Origin of the sequence: Luteimonas terricola (genome assembly GCF_004352845.1) — a bacterium.
Taxonomy (GTDB): Bacteria; Pseudomonadota; Gammaproteobacteria; order Xanthomonadales; family Xanthomonadaceae; genus Luteimonas; species Luteimonas terricola.
This window is the reverse complement of record NZ_SJRX01000002.1, coordinates 193,533-218,585: the sequence shown is the minus strand read 5'-3', so window position 1 is coordinate 218,585 and position 25,053 is coordinate 193,533. Positions and strand designations below refer to the sequence as shown.

The window sequence follows — 25,053 nt, the reverse complement described above, 5'->3', positions numbered from 1 at the left end:
AGCAACCCCATGCCTGGCGCGCTCAGCCCCAGGTGTTGGGTTCGGCGCGTGCGTCCGGAGCGTCCATCGGCACCACGCAGAAGCGCTGGCCGTCCGGCGCTTCCATCACCCACCAGCGCTTGATGAAGGCGATCCGGCGTGCGCCCAGGGCTTCCAGCCGCGCGATCTCGGCGTCGATGTCGTCGGTCTCGATGTCCAGGTGCACGCGCGAGGGGTGCTCGACCTTCTGCACTTCGACGTGCAGGTTGCCGGGTGTGCCGCCGAGCTCGGCATAGCGGCCGGTGCCGCCCGAGTCCGGATCGGCGATGGGCAGGCCCAGGGCGCCGCTCCAGAACGCGGCGGAGGCGGCGAGGTCGTCGCCGCGCGAATCGATGATGAAACCGGCCAGGCGGCTGCGATGCGTCATGGATGTTCTCCGTTGCGCGGCCGCCTCCAGCGACCTACTGCGGCAGGCCCAGGTCGTCCAGCAGGGCCTTGAGGAAGCGCGCGGCCTCGCCGCCGGTGGCAGCGCGGTGGTCGAAGGTCAGCGAGATCGGCATCCGGCGGTGCACTTCGATGCCGCCGATCACCGCGACCACGTCCTGGCTCAGCTTGCCCGCGCCGACGATGGCAACGCACGGCGGCACCACCACCGGGGTGGCGTAGCGGCCGGCGAACATGCCGAAGTTGGACAGGCTGATGGTGTAGCCCGAGAGCTCGCTGGCCGGGATGCTGCGGTCCTCGACCTGCTGGCGCAGGCGCTGGATCGCCGAGCGCACGCCGCCGGCATCGAGCACGTCGGCGTTGCGCAGGGCCGGCACGAACAGGCCGTCCTCGGTGTCCACGGCGATGCCGATGTCCACCTGCGGGTGCATGGTGCGGGTCAGGCTCTCGCCGTCGAACCAGGCATTGAGGGCGGGCACCGCCCGGGCCGCGGTGCAGATGGCGCGGATCAGGCGGGCGGTGATGTCCTGCTTGCCGACCCAGGCGTGCAGGTCGGCGTCGTCGACCAGGGTGGTCGGCACGACCTGGGCGTGCGCGGCGGCCATGACGCGCGCCATGTTGCGGCGCACGCCCTTGAGCTGCTCGGGCTGGCCAGTGGCGGTGACGCCGGGTGGCTGGGTGCGCATCGGCTTGCCGCTGGCGGACAGCGCGGTGCGGCTGGAGGCGTCGCGCGTGGCTGCTGCCGGAGCGGCGCCGCCTGCGGAAGCGGCCGCAGCACCGCGGGTCGCGGCCGCTGCGGCCGGCGCCGCGCCGATCGCGGCCGAGCCGTTGGCGGCGGCGTTCTTCACGTCGGTCATGGTCACGGTGCCGTCGGCGCCGGTGCCGCGCACGCGGGTGATGTCGACCTTGAGCTTGCGCGCCTGCGCGCGCACGGCGGGCATCGCGCGCACGCCACCGACGGCCACGGCCTGCTCGCTGCGCACGGCATCGGAGGACTGCATGGCGCCGACCACGGTGCCGCTGTCGCTGCGTTCGGCGCCGGCCTTGGCCGGTTCCGGCGCGTCGCCGTCGTGGGTGATGGCGCCGCCTTCGTCGGAGGCGACCAGGCGGTCGTCGGGCGCCGGATCCTGGCTGCCCACGCCGTGCCCGCCACCGCCGTGGTGGTGGCCGGTGTCCTGGCCCTCCGCACGCTGCGGCAGGCTGGGGTCGAGCTCGAACTCGGCCAGCATCGCGCCGGTGATGACGATGTCGCCGGCGGCGCCGGCGAGCTTCAGCACCTTGCCCGAGACCGGCGAAGGCACTTCGACCACGGCCTTGGCGGTCTCCATCGACACCAGGTTCTCGTCCAGGCGGATGGTGTCGCCCTCCTTGACGAACCATTCGACGATGGTCGCGTCGGGCAGGCCTTCGCCGAGGTCGGGGAGGTGGAAGGTCTTCTTGTCGGCCATGGGGTCCTCGGGATCCGTGTCTTGCAGGTGTTGTGCGGTGGTGTGTCTGTCGTTGCGGGTCGCGCGTCGCGTCGTGCGCGGCGTGTCCGCGGCGCGCCGGCCCTAGCCGGCGGCCAGCGTCCGCCTCGCCGCGGCAACGATCTTCTCGACGCTCGGCAGGTACTTCATTTCCAGCCGGAACAGCGGGATGTGGGTGTCGTAACCGGTGACGCGCTCGACCGGTGCCAGCAGGTCGTACATCGACTCCTCGGCCAGGCGGGCGGCGATCTCGGCGCCGAAGCCCGCGGTCTTCGGGGCTTCATGCACGATCACGCAGCGTCCGGTCTTGGCCACCGATTCAGCAATGGTCGCGAAGTCGAGCGGCTTGAGGGTGGCGACGTCGATCACTTCGGCGCTGATGCCGTCCTTCGCCAGCGCCTCGGCGGCCTCGAGCGTTTCCTTCACCTGCGCGCCCCAGGTCACCAGGGTGACGTCGGTGCCGTCGCGCAGCACGAAGCACACGTCCAGCGGCAGCGCTTCGCCGTCGTCGGGCACGAGCTCCTTGTACTGGCGGTAGATGCGCTTGGGCTCCATGAAGATCACCGGGTCCGGCTCGCGGATGGCGGCCAGCAGCAGGCCGTAGGCGCGCGCCGGCGACGACGGCAGGACCACGCGCAGGCCCGGCACGTTGGTGAAGATGGACTCGTTGGCCTCGCTGTGGTGCTCGGGGGCGCGGATGCCGCCGCCCCACGGCACGCGCAGCACCATCGGGCAGGTCAGGCGGCCGCGGGTGCGGTACCGGAAGCGCGCGGCGTGGCAGATGATGTGGTCGACCATCGGGTACATGAAGCCGTCGAACTGGGCTTCGGCGACCGGCTTCATGCCCTGCGCGGCCATGCCCACGGTCAGGCCGGCGATGGTGGTTTCGTCGAGCGGGGTGTCGATCACCCGTTGGTCGCCGAACTCGGCCTGCAGGCCGGCGGTGGCGCGGAACACGCCGCCGTTGACGCCGACGTCCTCGCCCAGCACCACCACGGACGCGTCGTTGCGCATCTCGTAGGCCAGCGCCTGGGTGATCGCCTCGATCAGGGTGATCGCGGCCGGTGCCGCGTCCTTGGCCACGGCGCTCATGCGCGCTTCTCCAGGGCGATCGCGGCCGCACGCTGGTCCAGCAGGTCCTGCGGCGGGTCGGCGTAGAGGTAGTCGAACATCGCTTCCACGGGCTGCACCTTGCTCTCCAGGTAGGCGTTGATCTCCACGTCGACCATGCGGCCGCACTCCTCCACCCAGGCCGTTTCCTGCGCCTCGTCCCAGGCGCCCTGGGCGGTCAGCCAGGTGCGCAGGCGGGTCATCGGATCGCGGGTCCAGGCGTCCTTGACCTCGTCCTCGCCGCGGTAGCGGCGGGCGTCGTCGGCGGTGGTGTGGTCGTGCAGGCGGTAGGTCATGAATTCGATCACGCTGCCGCCGCCGCCCGAGCGCGCGCGCTCCATGGCGCGGCGCATGCCCTCGAGCACGGCGAACAGGTCGTTGCCGTCGACCTGCAGGCAGTGCAGGCCGCCGGCCAGGCCCTTCTGGGCCAGGGTCTCGGCGCCGGTCTGCGCGGAGCGCGGCACCGAGATCGCCCAGCCGTTGTTGATGATGCACTGGATGAAGGGCAGGGCGTAGGCGCCGGCGGAGTTGATCGCGGCATAGGTGTCGGTCTTGGACGAGCCGCCGTCGCCGCAGCAGGTCACGGCCACGCGGTCTTCGCCGCGCAGCTTGAACGCGAGCGCCGCGCCCGCGGCGTGCAGGCATTGGGTGGCGATCGGCACGCACCAGGGGAAGTCGTGCTTCGGCCCGCTGAAGTCGTTGCCGCGCTCGTCGCCGCCCCAGTACATCAGGACGTCGCGCGGCTTCACGCCGCGCATGAACTGCGCGCCGTACTCGCGGTAGCTGGGGGCGAACACGTCCTCGGGCCGCATCGCGGCGCCGATGCCGATATGCGTGGCCTCGTGGCCCAGGCAGGCCGCGTAGGTGCCGAGCTTGCCGGTGCGCTGCAGCGCGATGGCCTTGGCGTCGAAGGTGCGCACCAGCAGCATCTGCTTGAACAGCGGCAGGATATCGGCCGCCGAGGGCGCTTCGGGCGGCAGTTCAGCCACCAGGGTGCCGTCCGGGCCAAGGTACTGGAGATATTCGATTTCAAAGGTCGCGACAACGCTCATGCGGGCACGTGCTCGGTCATCCACGGGAGCCGGACATGATACCCGGACGGCGTTTTCCTTCCGTTGCGCGGTGCGGCAATGGCGTGCGCTACCCTTCGCCCATGAGCATCGAAGACAACGAACGCGCCCTCGAGGCCGGCATCCACACCGAACTGTCCGGGCGCCTGACCTACGGCGGCTACCTGCAGCTCGAGCGCCTGCTGTCGGCGCAGCAGCCGGTCTCGGACCCGCCGCACCACGACGAGATGCTGTTCATCATCCAGCACCAGGTCTCGGAGCTGTGGCTGAAGCTGCTGGTGCACGAGCTGGGGGCCGCGGTCGGCCACCTGCGCGAGGGCCGGCTCGACCGCTGCCAGAAGATCTTCGCGCGCTGCAAGGGGGTGCTGCGCCAGCTGACCGCGATGTGGTCGGTGCTGGAGACGCTCACGCCGTCCGAGTACGCCGAGTTCCGCGACCTGCTGGGGCCGTCCTCGGGCTTCCAGTCGGCGCAGTACCGCACGGTCGAGTTCCTGCTGGGCAACAAGAACGCCGGCATGCTCAAGGTCTTCGCCCACGATCCGGGGGCCCAGGCGATGCTGCGTGGCGCGCTCGAGGCGCCCAGCCTCTACGACGAGGCCCTGCGCTACCTGGCCCGCAGCGGCCATCCGGTGCCGGAGCGCCACCTGGAGCGGGACTGGACCCGCCCGCATGTGATGGACGAGGCGTTGGTGCCGGTGTTCGAACGCATCTACGGCGACACCGCCGCGGACTGGGAGGCCTACCACCTGTGCGAGGACCTGGTGGACCTGGAGAGCGAGTTCCAGCTCTGGCGTTTCCGCCACATGCGCACGGTCATGCGCATCATCGGCTTCAAGCGCGGCACCGGGGGGTCCAGCGGGGTGGGCTTCCTGAAGCAGGCGCTGGAGCTGACCTTCTTCCCGGAGCTGTTCGAGGTGCGCACCCGCATCGGTGGGCGGCCCGCGGACTCTGCATACTGAGTCCGCGACGGGCGCGCTCCAGGCCGTCGCCTGCTAGGATCCGACGCTTGTTTCCCAGGGGAAGTCCGCATGACGCAACCAGTACCTGAGGCCGCGACGACGCGGCGGGGCGCCGTGGCGCGCGCACTCGATGCCATCGAGCGCGTGGGCAACCGCCTGCCGGATCCGGCGGTGCTGTTCCTGGTCCTGATGCTGGTCACCTGGGCGGTGTCGGCGCTGCTCTCGGGCGTCAGCTTCAGCGAGATCGACCCGCGCAGTGGCGATCCCGTGGCGATCAACAACCTGCTTTCCGGGTCCAGCCTGACCAGCTTCATGTCCACGATGGTGGCGACCTTCGTCAACTTCGCGCCGCTGGGCGTGGTGCTGGTGGCGATGCTCGGTCTCGGGGTGGCGGAGCACACCGGGTTCATCAACGCCGTCTTGCGGGCCATCCTCGGCGTCACGCCGAAGATGCTCCTCACCCCGGCGCTGATCGGCGTCGGCGTCCTCAGCCACGTCGCCGTGGATGCCGGCTACGTGCTGGTGATCCCCCTGGGCGCGGTGATCTTCTACGCGGCGGGGCGCCATCCACTGGCCGGCATCGCCGCGGCATTCGCCGGCGTGTCGGGCGGCTTCTCCGCCACCTTCCTCGTGCCGTCCAGCCTCGACCCGATGCTTGCCGGACTGACCCAGGAGGCCGCGCGCATCATCGCGTCCGAGGCCATGGTCAATCCGATGAACAACTACTTCTTCACCACCGCGTCCACGGTCCTGGTGATCCTCGTGGGCTGGTTCCTGACCGACCGAGTCATCGAGCCCCGGCTGCAGTCCACGGCGGTCGACGGCGACACGGCGCAGATGCCGACCATGGAGCCGCTGGAGCCTGCCGAGCGGCGCGGCCTGTGGAGTGCCATGGCGGCGATGGGCCTGGCGGTGGTCCTGTTCGCGCTGTCGCTGTTGCCGGCCGGCACCCCGTGGGCGGCCGACCCGGCCACGCTCGCTCCGGCGACCCATCCGCTGCTCGCGTTCAGCGCGCCGCTGATGCAGTCGATCGTGGCGCTGATCTTCCTGTTCTTCCTCATTCCCGGCGTGGTCTACGGCTACGTCGCAGGGACTGCCAGAAGCCATCGCGACATCGTCGAAGGCATGAGCAAGTCGATGAGCGGCATGGGCTACTACATCGTCATGGCGTTCTTCGCCGCGCAGTTCATCTTTGCCTTCAGCCAGTCCAACCTGGGCGTGCTGCTCGCCATCAAGGGGGCCAACACGCTGCAGTCGATGGGCCTGCACATGTCGCTGATGGTGGTCGGCATCGTGCTGCTGTCGGGAGCCGTGAACCTGCTGATCGGTTCGGCCTCGGCGAAGTGGGCGCTGATCGGCGCGATCATGGTGCCGATGATGATGCAGTTGGGGATCTCGCCCGACCTGACCCAGGCCGCGTACCGGGTCGGCGACTCCAGCACCAACATCATCACCCCGCTGATGCCGTACTTCCCGCTGATCGTGGTGTTCTGCCAGAAGTACGTGAAGTCGGCCGGCGTGGGCACCCTTCTGGCTCTGATGCTGCCGTACTCGATCAGCCTGCTGGTCGTGTGGAGCCTGTTCCTGGTCGGGTTCTGGGCCCTGGGGATCCCGCTGGGCGTGGGTTCCAGCTATGCGTGGCCGGCGGTCTGAAGATGCTGAACGCGGCGGCGGATCCCCGCGGCCGGCCGAGTTGCGGTAAGTTTCGACATTGCCCCGCGCCAGGCGGGGATCGAACCACGCGCAGGCGGCGCTGCGCCACCTGCCGATCCACCATCGGGGAGTACTAGAAGCCAGTGGCCAACAATCCTTACGCAGCCGAGGAGGCGAAGACCATCCTGGGCCACCCGCGCGGCCTGTTCGTGCTGTTCTTCGCCGAGATGTGGGAGCGCTTCTCCTACTACGGCATGCGCGCGCTGCTGATCTTCTATCTCGTGCAGCACTGGATGTTCTCGGACTCCGAGGGTTCGGTGATCTACGGCGCGTACACCGCGCTGGTGTACATCGCGCCGGTCGTGGGCGGATACCTCGCCGACCGCTACCTGGGACAGCGCAAGGCGGTGCTGTTCGGCGCGGTGCTGCTGACCTTCGGCCATTTCCTGATGGCGTTCGAGGGCAGCGGTGGCCAGGACGCCGCGGAGATCAACATCTTCTGGCTGGCACTGTCCTTCATCATCGTCGGCTCGGGTTTCCTCAAGGCCAACATCTCGGTGATGGTCGGCCAGCTGTACCCGCGCACCGACATCCGCCGCGACCCGGCGTACACGATCTTCTACATGGGCATCAACCTGGGCGCGATGCTCGGCTCGCTGATCGCCGGCTACCTCGGCCAGACCTATGGCTGGAAGTACGGCTTCGGTGCCGCCGGCGTGGGCATGCTGCTCGGCCTGGTCGTGTTCGTGATCGGCAAGCCCCTGCTGATGGGCCGCGGCGAGTCGCGCGCGCCCGAGAAGCTCGCGAAGCCGGTCCTGGGCGGCATCACCTTCGAATGGGTGCTGTACGCGCTGTCCTTCCTGTCGGTGGGCCTAGTGTGGTTCATGATCCAGCACCAGAAGCTGGTCGGCTTCCTGCTCGGCGGCGCGGGCGTGGTCCTGCTCGGCTACGTGCTGATCACCGCAGTGTTCAAGCTCACCCGCGAAGAGCGCAACCGCATCATCGCCGCGCTCTACCTGATCGTCGGCTCGATCCTGTTCTGGGCGCTGTTCGAACAGGCCGGCGCGTCGCTGAACCTGTTCACCGACCGCTCGGTGGACCGCCACCTCTTCGGCTGGGAAGTCCCGGCGTCGATGTTCCAGTCGCTCAACTCGATGTACATCATCATGCTGGCGCCGCTGTTCGCGATGCTGTGGCTGGTCCTGGCCAAGCGCGGCTGGGAGCCGTCCGCGCCGGCCAAGTTCGCGCTGGGCGTGGTGATGGTGGGGCTCGGCTTCCTGGTGCTGGTGGCGGGTGCCAAGGCCGCCGGACCCGGCGCCACGCCGGTGATCTTCATCTTCCTGATCTACCTGATCCACACCATGGGCGAGCTGTGCCTGTCGCCGGTGGGCCTGTCGGCGATGAACCGCCTGGCCCCCGCGCAGATGGCGAGCCTGATCATGGGCGCATGGTTCTTCGCCTCGGCCACCGGCAACTTCGCTGCCGGCCTCATCTCCGCCGCCACCGGTGGCGAAGGCGGCGGCGTGGAACGGGTGATGGAGGTCTATTCCAACGTTGGTTGGCTGGCAGTGGGCGTGGGCGTGGTGATGCTGGTGATCGCACCGCAGATCAAGAAGCTCATGCACCTCGATACCCTGCGTGACGACGACCTTGCCGGGCAGGGCGAGCTCGCGGAGCCGGCCGCTGCCGGGATCGACGTCACCGAAGAGCGCCGCTGAGCGACGCCCACGCGTTCTCCAGGCATGAGTGACACGCCGCGCCCTCCGGGGCGTGAGGGAGAGGCGCGCCATTGATGCTCTCGGGCGCCGGGTGCCAAGGCCCTTGAGTGCTCATGTCCCCCGGCGCTGGCCTGCGGCCATCGCCTCCTCCTTGACTTCGCCCTCAAGGGCCTTGGCACCCGGTGCGCAGCAGTACGCGGGGGCCCGGCCACGGCGGGGCCCTCCAGGTCGCCGTCATAGCCAAGACGCAGTCAGTCCTTGTGGAAGCCGTTGCCCCGGAGTCGGGAGAAGTCCAGCGTGACCCCGAGGCCTGCCGCGTGCGCCCGCATCGTGGCTCGGGCGTCGTCGGAACCGGTGTCTGGCGACATCGTGCTCAGTTGGCTAGAGCCCGTAGCGTTCGCCGAGTTTGTCCAGCATGTGCGAAAACTGCGTGCGCTCGGACTCGCTCAGCGCCGAGAGCAGGCCGCGCTCGTAGTCCAGCGCCGCCGGGGCCACCTTGGCATGGACCTCGCGGCCGGCCGCGCTGAGCTCGAGCACGGAGCGCCGGCGGTCCTCGCCGTCGACCTCGCGGTGCAGCAGGCCGCGCTCCAGCAGGCTGGCCACGGCACGGCTGACCGCCACCTTGTCCATGGCGCTGCGCTCGGCGACGCCGGCCGCGGACAGCCCGGGGAAACGCCCGAGCACGGCGATGATCCGCCACTCGGTGACCGCCAGCCCGAAGCGTTCGCCGTAGGCCTGGGCGATTTCCTGGCTGACGACGTTGGACAGCACGCTCAGCTGATAGGGAACGAAGCGCTCGAGGTCCAGGGTCGCGGCCTCCGCTGCGTGGACGGGGGCGTCGGTGGCATCAGGGACGTCGGGGGTGTCGGCGGGAAGGGACATTGCTGCGCTGCGCCTTGCAACTGGTTTCATATGAAACTATAACAATGCGTCCCTCCCGTCCACTCCAGGAGCCGCCATGAGCGCCCAGACCCAGGCCAGCACGCAGCCGAACCTCGGCATGCAGGTCACCACCTTCGAAAACCCGATGGGCATCAACGGCTTCGAGTTCGTCGAGTTCGCAGCGCCCGCCGGTCGTGCCGATTCGATGCGCGAGTACCTGGAGAAGCTCGGCTTCACCGCCATCGCGAAGCACCGCAAGCGCGCGATCACACTGTTCCGCCAGGGCACGATCAACTTCCTGCTCAACGAAGAGCCGGACTCCTTCGCCTCCGATTTCGCCGCCAAACACGGTCCGTCGGCCTGCGGCTTCGCGATCCGGTTCAAGAAGCCGATCTCCGAAGTGCTCGGGCACGTGCTCGCGAACGGCGGCGAGAAGGCCGGCTTCAAGCCCGAGACCGGGGCCGTCGACTTCCCGGCGATCAAGGGCATCGGCGACTGCATGCTGTACCTGATCGACGATTCCAGCGACAACGTCTACGCCGACTACGAGCCGCTGCCGGGCGTCGACCAGCATCCCAGGGGTTTTGGCCTGACCTTCATCGACCACCTCACGCACAACCTGTTCCTCGGGAACATGCAGAAGTGGTCGGACTACTACGAAAAGCTGTTCAACTTCCGCCAGATCCGCTACTTCGACATCAAGGGCAGCAAGACCGGCCTGCTGTCGAAGGCGATGACCGCGCCCGACGGCGTGGTGCGCATCCCGCTCAACGAGTCCTCGGACGAGAAGAGCCAGATCAACGAATACCTGCGCGACTACAAGGGCGAGGGCATCCAGCACATCGCGCTGTTCACCGACGACATCTACGAGTCGGTGGAAAAGATGCGCGAAGCCGGCATTCCCTTCCTCGACACGCCGGACACCTACTTCGACGTGATCGACCAGCGCGTGCCGGACCATGGCGAGGACGTCGCGCGCCTGCGTCGCAACGCGATCCTGATCGACGCCGACATGGAGACGAAGAAGCGCCTGTTGCTGCAGATCTTCGGCCAGAACGCGTTCGGCCCGATCTTTTTCGAGATCATCCAGCGCAAGGGCAACGAGGGCTTCGGCGAGGGCAACTTCCAGGCCCTGTTCGAGTCGATCGAGCGTGACCAGATGCGGCGGGGCGTGCTCTAAAAGATTTGCCACGGATTTACGCTGAAAGGCGCGGATTTACACGGATAGAGCGGGAAAGGCGGAAAAAGCAAAGAGCTTTTGGCCACGGATTGGCGCGGATTACGCGGATCTGGGCGAGGCCAGCGCAAACAGCACGCCTTGTATCGGCTTTTTCTTTCCAATGGGCTTTCGGCAACAACCTTGCCTCGGCCAGATCCGCGTAATCCGCGTAAATCCGTGGCTGAAAAAGCTTTTGCTCTATCCGTGTAAATCCGCGCCTTTCAGCGTAAATCCGCGGCAAAAAGCTTTCAGTCTTTCCGGGAGAAGGTCCGTGGTCGGATACATGTCGGGGTTTGGCAACGAGTTCGCCACCGAGGCGGTGGCCGGGGCGCTGCCAGTGGGGCGCAATTCGCCGCAGCGGGTGGCGCACGGGCTGTACGCCGAACAGCTGTCGGGCACGGCGTTCACCGCGCCACGGCACGCGAACCGGCGCAGCTGGCTGTACCGGATCCGGCCGGCGGCGATGCATGGCGAGTTCAAGCCCTGGACGCAGCCTCGCTTCCATGAGGATTTCGGCCAGGGGCCGGTGACGCCGGACCAGCTGCGCTGGGATCCGCTGCCGATGCCCGGCGAGGGCGGGGCGGTCGACTTCGTCGACGGCCTGTTCACCATGGCCGGCAACGGCGGCTCCGCGGCCGGCACCGGCGTGGGCATCCACATGTATGCGGCCAACGCGTCGATGCGCGGCCGCTTCTTCTACAGCGCCGACGGCGAGCTGCTGGTCGTCCCGCAGCAGGGCCGGCTGCGCATCGCCACCGAGTTCGGCGTGCTCGAGGTCGAACCACAGGAAATCGCCGTGGTGCCACGCGGGGTGCGCTTTCGCGTCGAGCTTCCGGATGGCGCGGCGCGCGGCTACGTGTGCGAGAACTACGGCGCGATGCTGAAGCTCCCGGACCTGGGGCCGATCGGCTCCAACGGCCTGGCCAACCCGCGCGACTTCCTGGCGCCGGTCGCGGCCTACGAGGAGGACGAGGGCGACTTCGAACTCATCGCCAGGTTCCAGGGCCATCTGTGGCGCGCCGACATCGGCCACTCGCCCCTGGACGTGGTCGCCTGGCACGGCAACTACGCGCCATACAAATATGACCTGCGCCGCTTCAACGCCATCGGCTCGATCAGCTTCGACCATCCCGACCCGTCGATCTTCCTGGTGCTGCATTCGCCCAGCGACACCGAGGGCGTGGGCAACATGGACTTCGCGATCTTCCCGCCGCGCTGGCTGGTGGCGCAGGACACCTTCCGGCCGCCGTGGTTCCACCGCAACGTGGCCAGCGAGTTCATGGGCCTGATCCATGGCGCATACGATGCCAAGGCCGAGGGCTTCGCACCCGGTGGCTGCAGCCTGCACAACAGCATGACCGGCCATGGCCCGGACGCCGCGACCTTCGAGAAGGCGTCGGCGGCCGATCTGTCGAAGCCCGACGTGATCGCCGACACCATGGCCTTCATGTTCGAGACCCGGGCGGTGATCCGGCCGACGGCGCAGGCGATCGACGCCGCCCACCGCCAGGCTGGCTACCAGGCCTGCTGGGCAGGACTGCGCAGGCACTTCGACGCCGGCGCCTGACCGGAGCGCGGCCCGCGCGCCGGGCTCCAGCAGGGGCCTCCACGCGCGCCCGCGCGGTTTTTGTGTAGCCTTGCGTCTACCCCATACGGAGACACCGCATGCGCGCTGTCCACGTCGCCGCCCTGCTGACCCTGGCCCTGGCCGCCTGCAACGTCGAGCGCACGGCGGAAACCGGAGCCGATGCCGCGTCGAGTGCGATCCAGGCGATCGAACCCGTGACCGAGCCTGCGGCCGCAGCGGATGCGATCCCGGCCTCGGGCGACGCGCGCATGGATGGCTACGGCAGCATCGAATTCGGCATGACCGCCGCGGAGGCGCGCGCGGACTGGAACGGCAATGCCCTTGAGCCGGCCGGCGACCCCGGCGACGGCAGCGCCTGCCACCACCTGAGCCCCGCCGGGCAGGCGACGCCGGCCCAGTTGGCCTTCATGTTCGAAGGTGACCTGTTCGTGCGCTACAGCGCCGAGTCGGCCGAGATCACCGCTCCGGGCGGTGGCCGCGTGGGCATGGACGAGGCGACGCTGCAGGGGCTGTACGGCAAGCGCCTCGAGTCGGCGCCTCACAAGTACGTCGAGGGCGGCAAGGTGCTGATGAGTGCGGAGGACGGCGGCAAGCTGCCGTCGCGACTGTTCTTCGAGCTCGGCGCCGATGGCCGTGTGACCAGCTGGCGGGTCGGTCTTGCCCCGCAGATCGGCTACGTCGAGGGCTGCAGCTGACCCTGATCCTTCAAGCGCGGCCTTGGCCGCGCCCGGCGGGCCGCGGGTGCCGCCGGGTCCGGTCCCGCGGAAATGACTCGATGGAGGCGTGCGATGGTTGAGGCGATCGGATTCACTCTGTTGGGGCTCGTGTTCCTCGCCCTGGGCGGCGACTCGCTGGTGAAGGGCGCCGCGGGGCTTGCCGAACGCCTGCGCATTCCGCGCTTTGCCGCCGGCCTGGGTCTGGTGGCGGTGGCCACCTCGCTGCCGGAACTCGCGGTCAATGCACGTGCAGTGGCGTCCGGCGACAGCGCGCTGGCGCTGGGCAACGCGGTGGGCAGCAATATCGCCAACATCGGCCTGACCCTGGGTGCTGCCGCGCTGGCGGCGCCGCTGGTGCTGCGTTGGCGCGCGCTGTCGCCGCTGCTGGCGGTGCTGCTGCTGGCTACGGTGGCGGTGGCGCTGCTCAGCCTCGACGGTGGTCTGTCGCGCGTCGAGGGCGTGGTCCTGCTGCTCGTGTTCGTGGTCGTGGTCGTGTTCGCCGCCAGGCGTGCCGACGACGAGTCGCCCGAGGTGCGCGCGGAGGTCGATGCCTTCGCAGCCACCCGTGGGGGACTCGGCCTGAACACGGGGCGCGTGGTGCTGGCCGCCGTGCTGCTGTGGTTCGGCGCCGGCTGGATCGTGGCCCAGGTGCCGGTGATCGGCCAAGCCCTGGGCATGGACTCGCTGGTCGCAGGCCTGGTGCTGGTCGCGATCGGCACGGCGCTGCCCGAGGCCGCGGCCGCGGTCGCGGCGGCGCGGCGGGGGCAGGGCGACATCGTCGCCGGCCACGTGATCGGCTCCAGCCTGTTCAACCTGCTGGTGGTGCTGGGCGGCATGGCCGCGATCAGCGGCATGGTGCCGGTGCCGGCCTCGTTCGTGCGCCTGGAGCTGCCGGCGGCGTTCCTGTTCGCGCTGCTGCTGGTGCCCCTGCTGCGCGGCAACACCACCGTCAGCCGCGGCGAGGGTGCCCTGCTGCTGGTGGCGCTGCTGGCCTGGCTGGCGCTGGAGTTCGCGCTGCTGGGCTGAGTGGCATTCCGGGCGCCGGCGACGCAGCTCGCATCCGCCTGCTCAGTAGCTTTCGTCGTCGCCGCCGTCGGGCCGCGGCGGAACGTGCGTGTCCTCTTCCGAACGCCCCGGCAGCTGGGGCCATTCGTCCATGCGCAGCGACAGCGCCGCCTTCGACATCAGGTGCGCACTGATCGGCGCGGTGATCAGCAGGAACGCCGTGATCAGCAATTCGCGTGGCTGCGGGTCGCTGCCCACGAACAGGTGGTAGCCGACCGATGCTGCGAGCACGCAGCCCACGCCCAGCGTGCTGGCCTTGGTCGGCGCGTGCAGCCGGCGGAAGAACTCCGACAGCTTCACCACGCCGATCCCGCCCATCAGGATGAAGAAGCTGCCCACGAACAGCAGTGCCACCAGCAGCAGTTCCCAGAAGACGTTCATTCGACGATATCCCTCCGGATCACGTATTTGCTCAGCACCACGGTGCTGACGAAGCCCAGCATGGCGATGATCAGCGCGGCTTCGAAGTAGATGGCGGTCCGCAGGTGCATGCCCAGCAGCATCAGTTCCGCGATGGCGGTGACGTTGAGGGTGTCCAGGGCCAGGATCCGGTCGGGCACGGTGGGGCCGCGCAGCAGCCGCCACAGGGCGAGCAGCATCGCGAACCCGACCACGTACATGGCGGTACCGATCGCGAGTTCGACCAGGCCATGGCCAAAGAGCTGGATGCCGGGGAGTTCGGGCGCGTTCAAGGGAAGACCTCCATCAACGGGCGTTCGTACTTCGACTTGATGTCGGCCACCAGGCCGGCCTCGTCGGAGATATCGAACACATGCACCAGCAGGAAGCGCCGGTCGTCCGAGAGCGCCGCGGTCACCGTGCCGGGCGTAAGAGTGATGCAGCAGGCCAGGGCGGTGATGCCGTGGATGTTGTCGATTTCAAGCGGATACCAGATGAATCCGGAATGGATCCTGGCTTCCGGGCCGAGCACCTGCCGCGCGACGCGGACGTTGCTGAGCAGGATGTCCCACAGCAACACCATGAAGAACCTGGGCAGCGGACGGAGGCTGCCGATGCGGGCGAACTCGCGGTCGATGCGGGTCGCGTACAGCGGGATCACCAGGCCCAGGATGAGCGCCAGCGTCACCTGCGCCGCGTTGATCTCGGACACCATGAGCAGCCAGAAGGCCATGATCGCCAGGGTCAGCGGCAGCGAGGGCAGGAAGCGACGGAGGTTCATGGCAGCCTCCTCTGCGGCAGCGCGGCGCGCACCTGGTCGACGTAGGTCGATGGCGCGAGCAGCTGTTCGGCGGTTGCGCGGGTGTAGGCCGTCACGGGGCCCGGCACGACCGCCATCGCCACGCCGTAGGACAGCAGCAGCATGGTGGCGACGGTTTCGGGCAGGCGCAGGCTGCCGGGCGCGCTTCGCGGACCGGCGTCGGGTGGCATCGGCTGCACGGGCGCGGGCTTCCAGAAGATCCGCGTCCCGGCGCGGGTCAGGCCCACGATCACCAGCATGCTGCTGCCGAGGATCGCCGGCCACGCCCATTGGACGTCGGTCTCAGGGATCGCCTGCAGCAGCATGGTCTTGCCGATGAAGCCCGACAGCGGCGGCAATCCCGCCACCGACACCGCGCCCACCATGAACATCACGCCTGCCATCACCCGCACGCCCGGGGCCGGGGCGAAGGCGCGAAGCGCGTCGCCGGCGTCGCCACGGCCGCGGCGCACCAGGTCCGCGATCAGGAACAGCGCCGCCGCGACGAAGGTGCTGTGCACCAGGTAGTACAGCCCCGCGGCGACGGTGCCGGCCGAGCGCAGGCCGAAGGCGATGAACAGCGTGGTCGCCGAGACCAGGACCACGTAGGCGACCAGCACCCGCAGCCGCGAAGCGGCGAGCACGCCCAGCGTGGCCAGCGCCAGTCCGCCGACCGCCGCAGGCAGCATCCACTCCCAGCCATAGCCGGCCATCGCGCCGGCGCCGTCGCCGAGCATCAGCGAACTGATGCGCAGCACCGCGTAGATGCCGACCTTGGTCATGATCGCGAACAGCGCCGCCACCGCCGCCGGGGCGCGGGTATAGGCCTCGGGCAGCCACAGGTACAGCGGCAGCAGCGCGGCCTTGGCGCAGAACACGACCAGCAGCAGGCCGATGGTGGCCTTGGCCAGCAGCAACGTGGCTTCCGGCAGCTCAGCGATGCGCACCGAGATCTCGGCCATGTTGAGCGTGCCGAATACGCCGTACACCAGGCCCAGCGCGACCAGGAACAGGGTGGAGGCGGCGATGTTGAAGGCCACGTAGTGCAGGCCCGCGCTCATGCGCACGCCGCGCCCGCCGGACAGCAGCAGGCCGTAGGACGCGATCAGCATCACCTCGAAGAACACGAACAGGTTGAAGATGTCGCCGGTCAGGAAGGCGCCGTTGAGGCCCATCAGCTGCAGCTGGAACAGCGCGTGGAAGTGCGGCGCGCGACGGTCCCAGCCCGAGCATGCGTGCAGCAGGCAGGCCACGCCCAGAAGCGAGGTGGCGAGCACCATCAGCGCCGAGAGCCGGTCGACCATCAGCGCGACGCCGATGCGCGCCGGCCAGTCGCCCACCAGGTAGACCAGGATGGAGCCTTCGTTCGCGCGCGCCACGAGCAGGATCGAGGCCAGCAGCGTGGCAAGCATGAACACCCACGCCACCGACCGCTGCACCACGGTGCCGACGCGGCGGCGTTCGACGAACAGCGACAGCGCGCCGCCGAGCAGCGGCAGCAGGATCGGGAGGATCGCCAGGTGGTCCATCAGCGATCCTCCCTGTCGTCACGCACGTCGCCGGCGTCGACATGGTCGCTGTCGTTGTCGGCGCGGCTGCGTATCGCCAGCACGATCATCACTGCGGTCATCGCGAACGAGATCACGATCGCGGTCAGCACCAGCGCCTGCGGCAGCGGGTCGGTGTGGTTGGCGAGCGTCGCCTCCATGCCCGGCTGCAGCACGGGCGGCTTGCCCACGACCAGCCGGCCGCTGGAGAAGATCAGCAGGTTGGTCGCGTACGACAGCAGGGTGAGTCCGAGGATCACGTCGAAGCTGCGCGCGCGCAGGATCAGGTACACGCCGGCGAAGACCAGCACGCCGATGCCGCTTGCAATCGCCATTTCCATCAGGCGGCCTCCCCCGTGATCGCGGAGCGCGTGGCCGGATCGATGATGCCGCGGTGGGCGATCATCCTCTTGGAGGGCCGGAGGGTGCCCATCATCGACAGGATCAGCATGGTGCTCCCGAACACGACCAGGTAGACGCCGAGGTCGAAGACCAGGGCGCTGGCAAGCGGGATCGTCCCCAGCAGCGGCAGCTCAAGGTCGTAGTGTCCAGTGGACAGGAAGGGCATGTCGAACAGCATCGCCCCGGCGCCGCCTGCCAGCGCCACCAGCAGGCCGAGGCCGATCGCGCGGATGTAGTCGAAGCCGAAGCGCGACTCCACCGAGGCCGCGCCCTGGATGACGTACTGGATCAGCAGCGGCACCGCCAGGGTCAGGCCGGCGATGAAGCCACCGCCGGGCGAGTTGTGGCCGCGCAGGAACAGGAAGATCGACACGACCAGGGTCAGCGGAAACATCATCTGTGCGAGGTCGGCGGGCACCGGCAGCTTGATCGGCGGGCCGGGCATGACCTTCTCCGGCGCCATGCGCGCGTGGCGAAGCATGGCGTGCACGGCGAGGCCGGCGATGCCGAACACGGTGATCTCCGCCAGTGTGTCGAAGCTGCGGAAGTCCACCAGGATCACGTTGACGATGTTGCTGCCCCAGGCTTCGGGCAGGGCGCGCGCGGTGATCTCGGCGGCCACGGCATTCGCCGCTGGGCGGGTCATCATCGCCCAGGCGAGTCCGGCCGTGCCGGCGCCGGCGACCAGGGCGACGGCGGCGTCGCGTACGCGCCTTGGCATCGAGCGGGGGCGCGGCGAATCCTTGGGCAGGTAGTGCAGGCCCAGCAGCATCAGCGCCACGGTCACCAGCTCCACCAGCAGCTGGGTGAGCGCGAGGTCGGGCGCGGACAGGCCGATGAAGGTCATGCTGACCGCCAGTCCGCAACCACCCATCACCAGGACCGCGAGCAGTCTGTGCCGGTACAGCGCCAGGGTGCCCAGCGCGCAGGCGACAAGCAGCAGCCATAGCACCCAGGCCAGGCGCACCATCGGCTGTCCGATGAAGACCGTCTCGTGTCGCGGCTCGCCCCATGCGGCAATGAACGGCGCTGCGCCGGCGGCGATTGCCACCAGCACCAGCCACAGCAGGCTGCGCTGCATGCTGCCATTGGCGACAGTGTGGGTGAAGCGACGGCCGAGCCGGAACAGCGCCTCGATGTTGAGGTGGAACAGCTTGCGGCCCTGCGACTGGCGCACGATGGCATGCAGGTCGAGCACGCGATTCAGGCCCAGGTACAGCAGGATGCCGCAGACCACGCCGCCCAGGCTCATCAGCAGGGGCGTGTTGATGCCATGCCAGACGGCCAGGCTGTAATCGGGGAGTGCATCGCCAAGCACGCCGCGCGCCGCGGTGCGCAGCGCCGGGCCCACGGTCCACTGTGGCGCGATGCCGACCGCCACGCAGGTCACCACCAGGATCGCGACCGGCACCTGCATGAAGCGCGGCGGCTCATGGACCTCGTGTTCGACCGCGCGCGGGCCACGGCCAAGGAAGGTGTCGTGGACGAAACGCATGCTGTAGGCGACGCCAAAGGTGGCGAACAGGAAGGCGGCGATGCTGACGAAGACGCGCATCGCCTCATGGCCCTCGATCTCCAGCGCCTGGGCGAAGAACATTTCCTTGGACAGGAAGCCGTTGAGCAGCGGGATCCCGGCCATGGCCAGCGAGGCGATGATCGCCAGCGCGCTGGTATAGGGCATCAGCCGGCGCAGCCCGCCCAGGCGCCGCATGTCGCGGGTGCCGGTCTCGTGGTCGATGATGCCGGCGGCCATGAACAGCGAGGCCTTGAAGGTCGCGTGGTTGAGGATGTGGAACATCGCCGCCACCACCGCCATCGGCGTCGACAGGCCCAGCAGCAGGGTGATGAGCCCCAGGTGCGAGATGGTCGAATAGGCCAGCACGCCCTTCATGTCGTGCTGGAAGATCGCGTTCCACGCGCCGATGAGCAGGGTGATCGCGCCGACGGTGGACACCACGTAGAAGAACAGGTCGGTGCCGGCGAGCGCCGGATGCAGGCGCGCGAGCAGGAACACGCCGGCCTTCACCATCGTCGCCGAGTGCAGGTAGGCCGAGACCGGGGTCGGCGCGGCCATCGCGTGCGGCAGCCAGAAGTGGAACGGGAACTGGGCGCTCTTGGTGAACACGCCGGCCAGCACCAGGCCGAGGATCCAGGGATAGAGCTCGTGCGCACGGATGGCGTCGCCGGCGGCGAGCACGGCGTCAAGCTCGTAGCTGCCCACCACGCGACCGATCAGCACCACGCCGCCGAGCAGCGCCAGGCCGCCGGCGGCGGTGATGGTCAGCGCCATGCGCGCGCCCTCGCGGGCGTCGTCGCGGTGGAACCAGAAGCCGATCAGCAGGAAGGAGCTGATCGAGGTGAGTTCCCAGAACACCACCGTGAGCAGCAGGTTGCCCGACAGCACCATGCCGAGCATGGAGCCCATGAAAATGAGCAGGAAGCAGAAGAAGCGCCGCGTCTTTTCCTGCGGGCCGAGGTAGTAGTGGGCGTACAGCACCACCAGTGCGCCGATGCCGAGCACCATCAGCGAGAACATCCAGCCCAGGCCATCCAGGCGCAGGCTGAAGGCGAGGCCGGCCTGCGGCAGCCATTCGTGCATCGCGCGCGGGATTTCACCGCCCATCACCGCCGGGGTCAGCCAGACCAGCACCGCCAGCGCGAGCAGCGGCGCAAGGCCCGCGAGCCATGCGACCGCCCGGGCCGGAGCGTCGCGCAGGATCGCGAGCACCAGCGCCAGCACGAATGGCAGGGCCAGCATCAGTTCAAGCATCTGTGTCCTTGGATATTGCAGGGGAAAACCGCGCTCCGCACGGCCGTCGGGAGATTCTAACAGCGGTCGATATGACTTCCCGCATCCGGCGTCGCCTATCCTGAGCCGATGCATTCCATCTCCGACCGTTCGATCGGGCCTCTGCGGGCGCGACCTGCATGACCGCCACGCGCAGTCGGGCGCTGGTGTTCGGCGGCAGCGGGCAGGTCGGCGCGGCGGTGCTCGCGCGCCTGCTGCGTGCGGGTTGGCAGGTGGACGCGCTGTCGCGCACGGCGCACGCGCCGCGGCCGGGGCTGCGCTGGCTGGGCGGAGGATTCGATGCGATGCCGGCGCTGGCGTCCGACTACGACGCGATCCTCAGCTGCGGGCCGCTGGACCGGTTCGCGCACTGGCAGTCTGCGGCCGCCGTGGTCGCGCCGCGCGTGGTCGCATTCGGTTCGACCAGCCTGGCAGTCAAGCGCGGATCCGCCGATGCCGGAGAGCGCGGACTGGCCGAACGCCTCGCAGCGTCCGAGCAGGCGCTGTTCGCAACGGCGCGCGCCCGCGGGGCCGACGCCATCGTGTTGCGCCCGACCCTGGTCTACGGCGCGGGCCGCGACCGGACGCTGAGCCGTATCGCCGCGATGGCGCGGCGGCGCGGGCTGTTCGTGTTGCCGCGTGGTGCGACGGGCCTGCGCCAGCCGGTGCACGTCGATGATCTTGCGGCGACCGCGATCGCGGCGCTGGCAGCCGTGGGCGCGGGCGGGACGGGCTATGACCTGCCGGGCGGCGAGACGCTGGCCTATCGCGACATGGTGGCGCGCGTGCTCGCGGTGCTGGAGCCGCCGGCGCGACTGCTGGAGGTGCCCGCGCCGCTGTTCGCCGCGCTGGCCGCCGCGCTGCGCGCCGCCGGACGCCTGGAGGGCTTTGGCGCCGAAGCGCAGGCGCGGCTGCGACAGGACCTGGTGTTCGACATCGCGCCGGCCGCCGCTGCGCTGGGCCACGCGCCGCGTCCGTTCCGGCCCGATGCGACGATGTTCGTGCCGGGCTGAGTCGGCCCGGCCGGAATCAGATCTCGCGCGCCGGCGGCAGCGGCCGCGCCTTGGCCAGCGCGCGCAGCGCGATCGCCACCACGCCGCCCAGTACCAGCGCACCGCCGATCCAGAGCTGCGGTCCGGGACTGTCGCCCCAGACGAAGATGCCCAGCAGCACCGCCAGCAGCGGCGTCAGCATCAGCCACGGCGTCAGCTGCGCCACCGGATGGCGCTGCAGCAGCAGGAAGTAGACGCCGTGGCCGAGCAGGGACGCCACCAGCGCCGAGTAGGACACGCCGATCCAGGCCCGCGGGCTGACCGTCGCCAGCGCCGCGATCCCGCCCGGCTCGAAGACCAGGCTGAGCGCCAGCAGCGGCAGCACCGCGATCAGCGCGCTCCAGCCCTGCTGGGTGACCATGCCGATGCCGCCCAGGCGCCGCATCAGCACCGTGCCCAGGGCCAGGAAGGCCGCCGAAACCAGCATCGCCAGGATCGCCGCGGGCTTCTCGACGATCGAAGGATCGAAGCCGATCACCAGCACGCCGATGAAGCTGGCCGCGATCGCGGTGCCGGTGCGCCAGGCGAAGCGTTCGCCCAGCACCACCCAGGCCAGCAGCGCCGACATCGGAACGTAGCTCTGCATCACGATCGCCACCGCCGACAGCTCGCCGGCCAGGCGCAGCGCCCAGAAGCTGAGCCCGAAGTGGAACACGTTCATGCACAGCGCCACGGCGAGGAAGCGCGGCCACTGTTCGCGCCGCACGGGCTTCAGGAACGGCAGCAACACCAGCGCCACGATCGCCATCCGCAGCGCCGTGTACAGGAAGGCCGGCATCTCGAGCAGCGCGTAGGCCGAGAACAGGAAGTTGCCGGCCCAGGCCAGACAGATGGCCAGGATCAGGGAGAGGTCACGTAGCGACATGGGCCATTGTCGCCTGCGCCGGCGCGCGCCGCGCGTGCCCGGAGGCCATCGTCATGGCACGGATCGTTGCGCCGGGGCGCGGCTACCAGCGCCAGCCGAGCCGGCGGTAGAGCTTGGACAGCACCCAGGCCGGGCCGATCAGCAGGTAGACCAGGTCGGTGAGGAAGCTGGGCTTGCGCCCCTCGAGTTTGTGCCCGACGAACTGCGCGATCCAGGCGACCACGAACACGGCCACCGCGAGCCAGAGCAGCCCGCGGGTGCCGAGCACGCCGTGCAGCCACCAGGTCAGCGCCGACAGCGCCAGGAACACCAGCAGCATGCCGGTGCCCAGCGGCCGCGAACCGCGCTGGTAGAACAGCCAGGCCGCGAACATCGGCAGCGCCGCCCAGATGCCGGGCTTGAACAGGGTGCCCGGTGCCGGGATGCACCACAGCAGCGCGATCACGCTCCACAGGATCGCCGGCACCGCGAAGACGTGGATGGCCTGGTTGGTGTCGTTGCGATGGTCGTCGGAATAACTGGCGAACCAGCGGTCGATCGGACGGTCTGCGTGGCCGGGTGTTGCCATGTGTGGAGCCCTCGACGCGTGTTGGCGCGAGCATAGGGCAATCGGGCCGCAGCCGCTGCCGCGCCCTGTCCGTCCGGCTAGCGCAGCCCCAGGCGTGCACGCACCTCGGCGGCCACGCGCGTCGTCTCGCGCAGCGGCTGGACCTCGAAGGGCAGGGCGGCGGCGTCGAGCGGGCGGATGCGGTCGCGCGCGAGCAGCGCGTCGATGAAGCGTCGCGGGCGTCCGCGCATCGCTCCGGGGTGCTGCACGAAGACCGGCGCCGCGGTCGCGCAGGCTTCGGACAGCATGTTCACCGAGTCCGCCGTGCAGGCGATGCGGTCGGCCCAGGCCAGCAGGCCGGCGTAGGGATTGGCGCCGTCGGCAGCGTCGACCCACGCCAGGGTCGGCACCCGCCGTGGTCGCGCACGCAAGGCCGCGCGCACCGCTTCGGGCGTGCGCCGCGAGGCGGTCACCAGCAGGCTGCCGCCTGCGCGGGCCGCCATGCCTTCGGCCGCCGCCATCAGCGCCTCGAAATCGGCGACGCCGAACCCGGCGTGCGCGCTCGGGCCGCCGACGAGCACCGCGATCCGCGGCGTGGGCAGGTTGGCGATATCCGGAAAGGCGTCGCGCGCGCGCGCCAGCCACGCGTCGTCGACCGGATGCAGGCTGCCAACGAGGCTGATGACGTTGCCGCCACGCAGGCCGTCGTGCTCGGGCGCGACCACCAGGTTCCAGTGCTGCGTGGGCAGGCGTGGATCGAGCAGCTGCACCACGCGCGCGCCGCGGCCGCGCAGGATGCGCGTGGCCAGCGCCGCCTGGCGCCCGCAGCCCACCGCCAGCGCCGGTGGCGCGGCCAGCAGCGCCGCGAACTCGGGGCCGAATGCGCCGCGGTCGCCCGGCAGCCGGCGTGGCGCGAGCCAGCGCCAGGGCGCCTTCGGTACAAGCACCAGTCCGCCAGGGGCCGGCGCCAGCGCCGCGGCCAGCGCATGCGCCTGGCGCGCATTGCCGGCACGGCCGTCGCTCAGCGCCAGTACGCCTCGTGCATCGCCCTGGGTGGCGGTCAAGATCATGCGTTGCGGCCGTGGGACGTTGGAGGCATCGCCGGGACTCTACACTGCGGTCCTCTGTCATCGAACCACGAGGGATCCTGATGTCCGAAGCGCTGCCCGACGCCACGCTTGCCCGCCTGTTCCGCGAAGCCCGCACCCACAACGCCATCGGCGGCGAGGTCGGCGACGACGCCCTGCGCGCCCTGTACGACCTGCTGAAGTTCGGCCCCACGGAGGCCAACTCCTGCCCCGCGCGCTTCGTGTTCGTGCGCTCGCCCGGGGCCAAGGCCAGGCTGGCGCCGGCGCTGAGCGACGGCAACCGCGACAAGACCCTGGCGGCGCCGGTGACCGTGATCGTCGGCCATGACATGGCCTTCTACGACAAGCTGCCGGTGCTGTTCCCGCATACCGACGCGCGTTCGTGGTTCGCCGGTTCCGACGAGGCGCGACTGGAGCGCATCGGCCTGCGCGGCTCGAGCATGCAGACCGCCTACCTGATCATGGCCGCGCGCGCCCTGGGCCTGGACTGCGGGCCGATGACCGGCTTCGACAACGCCATGGTCGACGAGGCCTTCTTCAAGGGCACCGCGGTCCGCTCCAACATCCTGGTCAACCTCGGCCAGGGCGATCCGGCGCAGCTGTTCCCGCGTTCGCCGCGGCTGCCGTTCGACGAGGCCGCGCGCATCGAATGAGTGCGGGTCCGGGCCATGGCGCCGTCGCGCCGGGGCTGCGTCCCGCCATCGCGCGTGGACGCTGGAGCAGCGACGGCATCGACGTGACCGAAGCGTTTTCGCGCGGCGTCGATGTCGATCGCGACTGGATGGGCTGGGGCGCCCTGCGCGTGCTGTCGCGGCAGGCCTGGGCTTCCGGCGCCATCCGCGACGACGGCCGCGTGGCCAACATGGAGCGGCTCGTGCTGGTGCTCGATGGCGCCCTGGACGTCGATTGCGGCGATCTCGGACGCCATCGGGTGGCAAGGGGCGACGCGCTCTGGATGGGCGCCGGGCATGGCATGCAATCGCGCCTGGCCAACGCCTCGGCCGTTGCCCCGCTGCGACTGCTGGAGTGCTGGCTGCAGCCGGACCGGGTGAACGCGTCCCCGGCGCTGGCGGTGCGCGTCGCCGGGTCGGGGGCCGATCCCGAAGTCGGCACGGGTGATCCTGCCTCCGCTGCGGGTGCCTGGATCACGTTGGCAGCCGTCGATGGCCGCAAGGGCAGCCTGCCGCTGCGCCAGCAGGCGCGGATCATGGCGGCGCGCATCGATGCCGGCGCGACCCTTGCCCTTCCTTCCGGCAGCGGTGGCCGCTACTGGCTCGAGGTACTGGAGGGCGCCGTCATCGCGGACGGCCCGCGCCTCGCCGCCGGCGACGGCCTCGGCTGGACGGCAGGGGGCATCGCGGGGCCTGGCTCGCTGACTGCCGCCGGCGTGGGGACGGCCTGGCTGCTGCTTTTCGAACTGCCCGCCTGACGCGGGCCACGCGCGCGCCGGCGCGCTAAACTGTGCGCGTCCCCGCAGCCCCCGGTCACGTCACGATGTCCACCGCCACGTCGCAGCCCACCCAGGCCAACGCCCAGACGCAGTACGAGGTGCGCCGCGCCGACCTGCCGCTGAGCTGCCCGCTGCCGTCGATGGCGCTGTGGAACTCGCATCCGCGCGTGTACCTGCCGATCGAGACCGAAGGCGGGCAGTCCGATTGCCCCTACTGCGGCGCCCACTTCGTCCTGGTCGACTGAGC

The 25,053-nt window shown here is 69.8% G+C and carries 25 protein-coding genes; 11 read left to right on the top strand and 14 right to left on the bottom strand.

The window, feature by feature from the left end; all coding sequences use genetic code 11:
- Nucleotides 1–22: 22 nt before the first annotated feature.
- The 4 genes from E2169_RS05700 to pdhA form a co-directional block, all read right to left on the bottom strand.
- The gene (locus E2169_RS05700; protein ID WP_132985657.1) at nt 23–406 is read right to left on the bottom strand and encodes a VOC family protein; all 384 of its coding nucleotides are present in this window, start codon (nt 404–406) and stop codon (nt 23–25) included.
- Nucleotides 407–440: 34 nt separating this feature from the next.
- Complete coding sequence (locus E2169_RS05695; protein WP_132985656.1) at nt 441–1,871, bottom strand: dihydrolipoamide acetyltransferase family protein; 1,431 nt, start codon at nt 1,869–1,871, stop codon at nt 441–443.
- A gap of 102 nt (nt 1,872–1,973) precedes the next feature.
- Nucleotides 1,974–2,981: an alpha-ketoacid dehydrogenase subunit beta gene (locus E2169_RS05690; RefSeq protein WP_132985655.1), complete on the bottom strand. Its 1,008-nt coding sequence runs from the start codon at nt 2,979–2,981 to the stop codon at nt 1,974–1,976.
- Complete coding sequence (gene pdhA, locus E2169_RS05685) at nt 2,978–4,051, bottom strand: pyruvate dehydrogenase (acetyl-transferring) E1 component subunit alpha (protein ID WP_132985654.1); 1,074 nt, start codon at nt 4,049–4,051, stop codon at nt 2,978–2,980. The genes E2169_RS05690 and pdhA overlap by 4 nt, the downstream gene beginning before the upstream one ends.
- 101 nt (nt 4,052–4,152) lie before the next feature.
- Between pdhA and E2169_RS05680 the strand changes: the two genes are divergently transcribed.
- The 3 genes from E2169_RS05680 (at nt 4,153) to E2169_RS05670 (ending at nt 8,399) form a co-directional block, all read left to right on the top strand.
- Nucleotides 4,153–5,028: a tryptophan 2,3-dioxygenase gene (locus E2169_RS05680; protein ID WP_132985653.1), complete on the top strand. Its 876-nt coding sequence runs from the start codon at nt 4,153–4,155 to the stop codon at nt 5,026–5,028.
- A gap of 69 nt (nt 5,029–5,097) precedes the next feature.
- Nucleotides 5,098–6,681, top strand: coding sequence for an AbgT family transporter (locus tag E2169_RS05675; protein WP_132985652.1), 1,584 nt, complete (start codon nt 5,098–5,100; stop codon nt 6,679–6,681).
- 143 nt (nt 6,682–6,824) lie between these two features.
- Entirely contained in the window at nt 6,825–8,399 is a 1,575-nt protein-coding gene (locus E2169_RS05670; protein WP_132985651.1) for a peptide MFS transporter, read from the top strand.
- A 381-nt stretch (nt 8,400–8,780) separates the two neighbouring features.
- Here the strand turns inward: E2169_RS05670 and E2169_RS05665 are convergent, their stop codons facing one another.
- Nucleotides 8,781–9,281 carry a MarR family winged helix-turn-helix transcriptional regulator gene (locus E2169_RS05665; RefSeq protein WP_132985650.1) on the bottom strand — a complete coding sequence of 167 codons (501 nt, stop codon included), beginning with the start codon at nt 9,279–9,281 and terminating at the stop codon, nt 8,781–8,783.
- Between the two features lie 76 nt (nt 9,282–9,357).
- On the opposite strand from E2169_RS05665, the gene hppD reads away from it, so the two are divergent.
- From hppD to E2169_RS05645, 4 genes are all read left to right on the top strand, one after another.
- The gene (gene hppD / locus E2169_RS05660; protein ID WP_165942339.1) at nt 9,358–10,461 is read left to right on the top strand and encodes a 4-hydroxyphenylpyruvate dioxygenase; all 1,104 of its coding nucleotides are present in this window, start codon (nt 9,358–9,360) and stop codon (nt 10,459–10,461) included.
- Nucleotides 10,462–10,783: 322 nt separating this feature from the next.
- Nucleotides 10,784–12,067: a homogentisate 1,2-dioxygenase gene (gene hmgA / locus E2169_RS05655; RefSeq protein WP_132985995.1), complete on the top strand. Its 1,284-nt coding sequence runs from the start codon at nt 10,784–10,786 to the stop codon at nt 12,065–12,067.
- 98 nt (nt 12,068–12,165) lie between these two features.
- Complete coding sequence (locus E2169_RS05650) at nt 12,166–12,783, top strand: lectin (RefSeq protein WP_132985649.1); 618 nt, start codon at nt 12,166–12,168, stop codon at nt 12,781–12,783.
- A gap of 93 nt (nt 12,784–12,876) precedes the next feature.
- Complete coding sequence (locus tag E2169_RS05645) at nt 12,877–13,830, top strand: sodium:calcium antiporter (protein WP_132985648.1); 954 nt, start codon at nt 12,877–12,879, stop codon at nt 13,828–13,830.
- Between the two features lie 42 nt (nt 13,831–13,872).
- Here the strand turns inward: E2169_RS05645 and E2169_RS05640 are convergent, their stop codons facing one another.
- The 6 genes from E2169_RS05640 to E2169_RS05615 all read right to left on the bottom strand — a co-directional run bounded on the left by E2169_RS05640 (nt 13,873) and on the right by E2169_RS05615 (nt 19,786).
- Complete coding sequence (locus E2169_RS05640) at nt 13,873–14,250, bottom strand: Na+/H+ antiporter subunit G (protein ID WP_132985647.1); 378 nt, start codon at nt 14,248–14,250, stop codon at nt 13,873–13,875.
- On the bottom strand, nt 14,247–14,489 hold the full coding sequence (locus tag E2169_RS05635; RefSeq protein WP_132985994.1) for a K+/H+ antiporter subunit F: 243 nt from the start codon (nt 14,487–14,489) through the stop codon (nt 14,247–14,249). Before E2169_RS05635 ends, E2169_RS05640 begins: the two co-directional genes overlap by 4 nt.
- 68 nt (nt 14,490–14,557) lie before the next feature.
- The gene (locus E2169_RS05630; protein ID WP_132985646.1) at nt 14,558–15,049 is read right to left on the bottom strand and encodes a Na+/H+ antiporter subunit E; all 492 of its coding nucleotides are present in this window, start codon (nt 15,047–15,049) and stop codon (nt 14,558–14,560) included.
- Complete coding sequence (locus E2169_RS05625; protein ID WP_132985645.1) at nt 15,046–16,596, bottom strand: monovalent cation/H+ antiporter subunit D; 1,551 nt, start codon at nt 16,594–16,596, stop codon at nt 15,046–15,048. The genes E2169_RS05630 and E2169_RS05625 overlap by 4 nt, the downstream gene beginning before the upstream one ends.
- Nucleotides 16,596–16,955, bottom strand: a complete 360-nt coding sequence (locus tag E2169_RS05620) for a Na+/H+ antiporter subunit C (protein ID WP_132985644.1) — start codon at nt 16,953–16,955, stop codon at nt 16,596–16,598. Before E2169_RS05620 ends, E2169_RS05625 begins: the two co-directional genes overlap by 1 nt.
- A complete protein-coding gene (locus E2169_RS05615) occupies nt 16,955–19,786 on the bottom strand; it encodes a monovalent cation/H+ antiporter subunit A (protein WP_132985643.1) in 2,832 nt (943 codons plus the stop codon). Before E2169_RS05615 ends, E2169_RS05620 begins: the two co-directional genes overlap by 1 nt.
- A 158-nt stretch (nt 19,787–19,944) precedes the next feature.
- On the opposite strand from E2169_RS05615, the gene E2169_RS05610 reads away from it, so the two are divergent.
- A complete protein-coding gene (locus tag E2169_RS05610; protein ID WP_132985642.1) occupies nt 19,945–20,817 on the top strand; it encodes an NAD-dependent epimerase/dehydratase family protein in 873 nt (290 codons plus the stop codon).
- Nucleotides 20,818–20,833: 16 nt separating this feature from the next.
- On the opposite strand, the gene E2169_RS05605 is transcribed toward E2169_RS05610, so the two are convergent.
- The 3 genes from E2169_RS05605 to E2169_RS05595 all read right to left on the bottom strand — a co-directional run bounded on the left by E2169_RS05605 (nt 20,834) and on the right by E2169_RS05595 (nt 23,338).
- Nucleotides 20,834–21,721 (bottom strand): DMT family transporter, encoded by an 888-nt coding sequence (locus E2169_RS05605; RefSeq protein WP_132985641.1) that lies wholly within the window; start codon nt 21,719–21,721, stop codon nt 20,834–20,836.
- Nucleotides 21,722–21,803: 82 nt separating this feature from the next.
- Entirely contained in the window at nt 21,804–22,289 is a 486-nt protein-coding gene (locus E2169_RS05600; RefSeq protein ID WP_132985640.1) for an Mpo1 family 2-hydroxy fatty acid dioxygenase, read from the bottom strand.
- 77 nt (nt 22,290–22,366) lie between these two features.
- Entirely contained in the window at nt 22,367–23,338 is a 972-nt protein-coding gene (locus tag E2169_RS05595; protein WP_132985639.1) for a mitochondrial fission ELM1 family protein, read from the bottom strand.
- Between the two features lie 80 nt (nt 23,339–23,418).
- Here E2169_RS05595 and E2169_RS05590 point away from each other — a divergent pair, with 80 nt between their 5' ends.
- The 3 genes from E2169_RS05590 (at nt 23,419) to E2169_RS05580 (ending at nt 25,051) form a co-directional block, all read left to right on the top strand.
- Nucleotides 23,419–24,009, top strand: a complete 591-nt coding sequence (locus E2169_RS05590; protein ID WP_132985638.1) for a malonic semialdehyde reductase — start codon at nt 23,419–23,421, stop codon at nt 24,007–24,009.
- Nucleotides 24,006–24,785 carry a pirin family protein gene (locus E2169_RS05585; protein WP_132985637.1) on the top strand — a complete coding sequence of 260 codons (780 nt, stop codon included), beginning with the start codon at nt 24,006–24,008 and terminating at the stop codon, nt 24,783–24,785. The genes E2169_RS05590 and E2169_RS05585 overlap by 4 nt, the downstream gene beginning before the upstream one ends.
- Nucleotides 24,786–24,850: 65 nt before the next feature.
- Nucleotides 24,851–25,051, top strand: a complete 201-nt coding sequence (locus tag E2169_RS05580; protein ID WP_132985636.1) for a zinc-finger domain-containing protein — start codon at nt 24,851–24,853, stop codon at nt 25,049–25,051.
- Nucleotides 25,052–25,053: the final 2 nt, after the last annotated feature.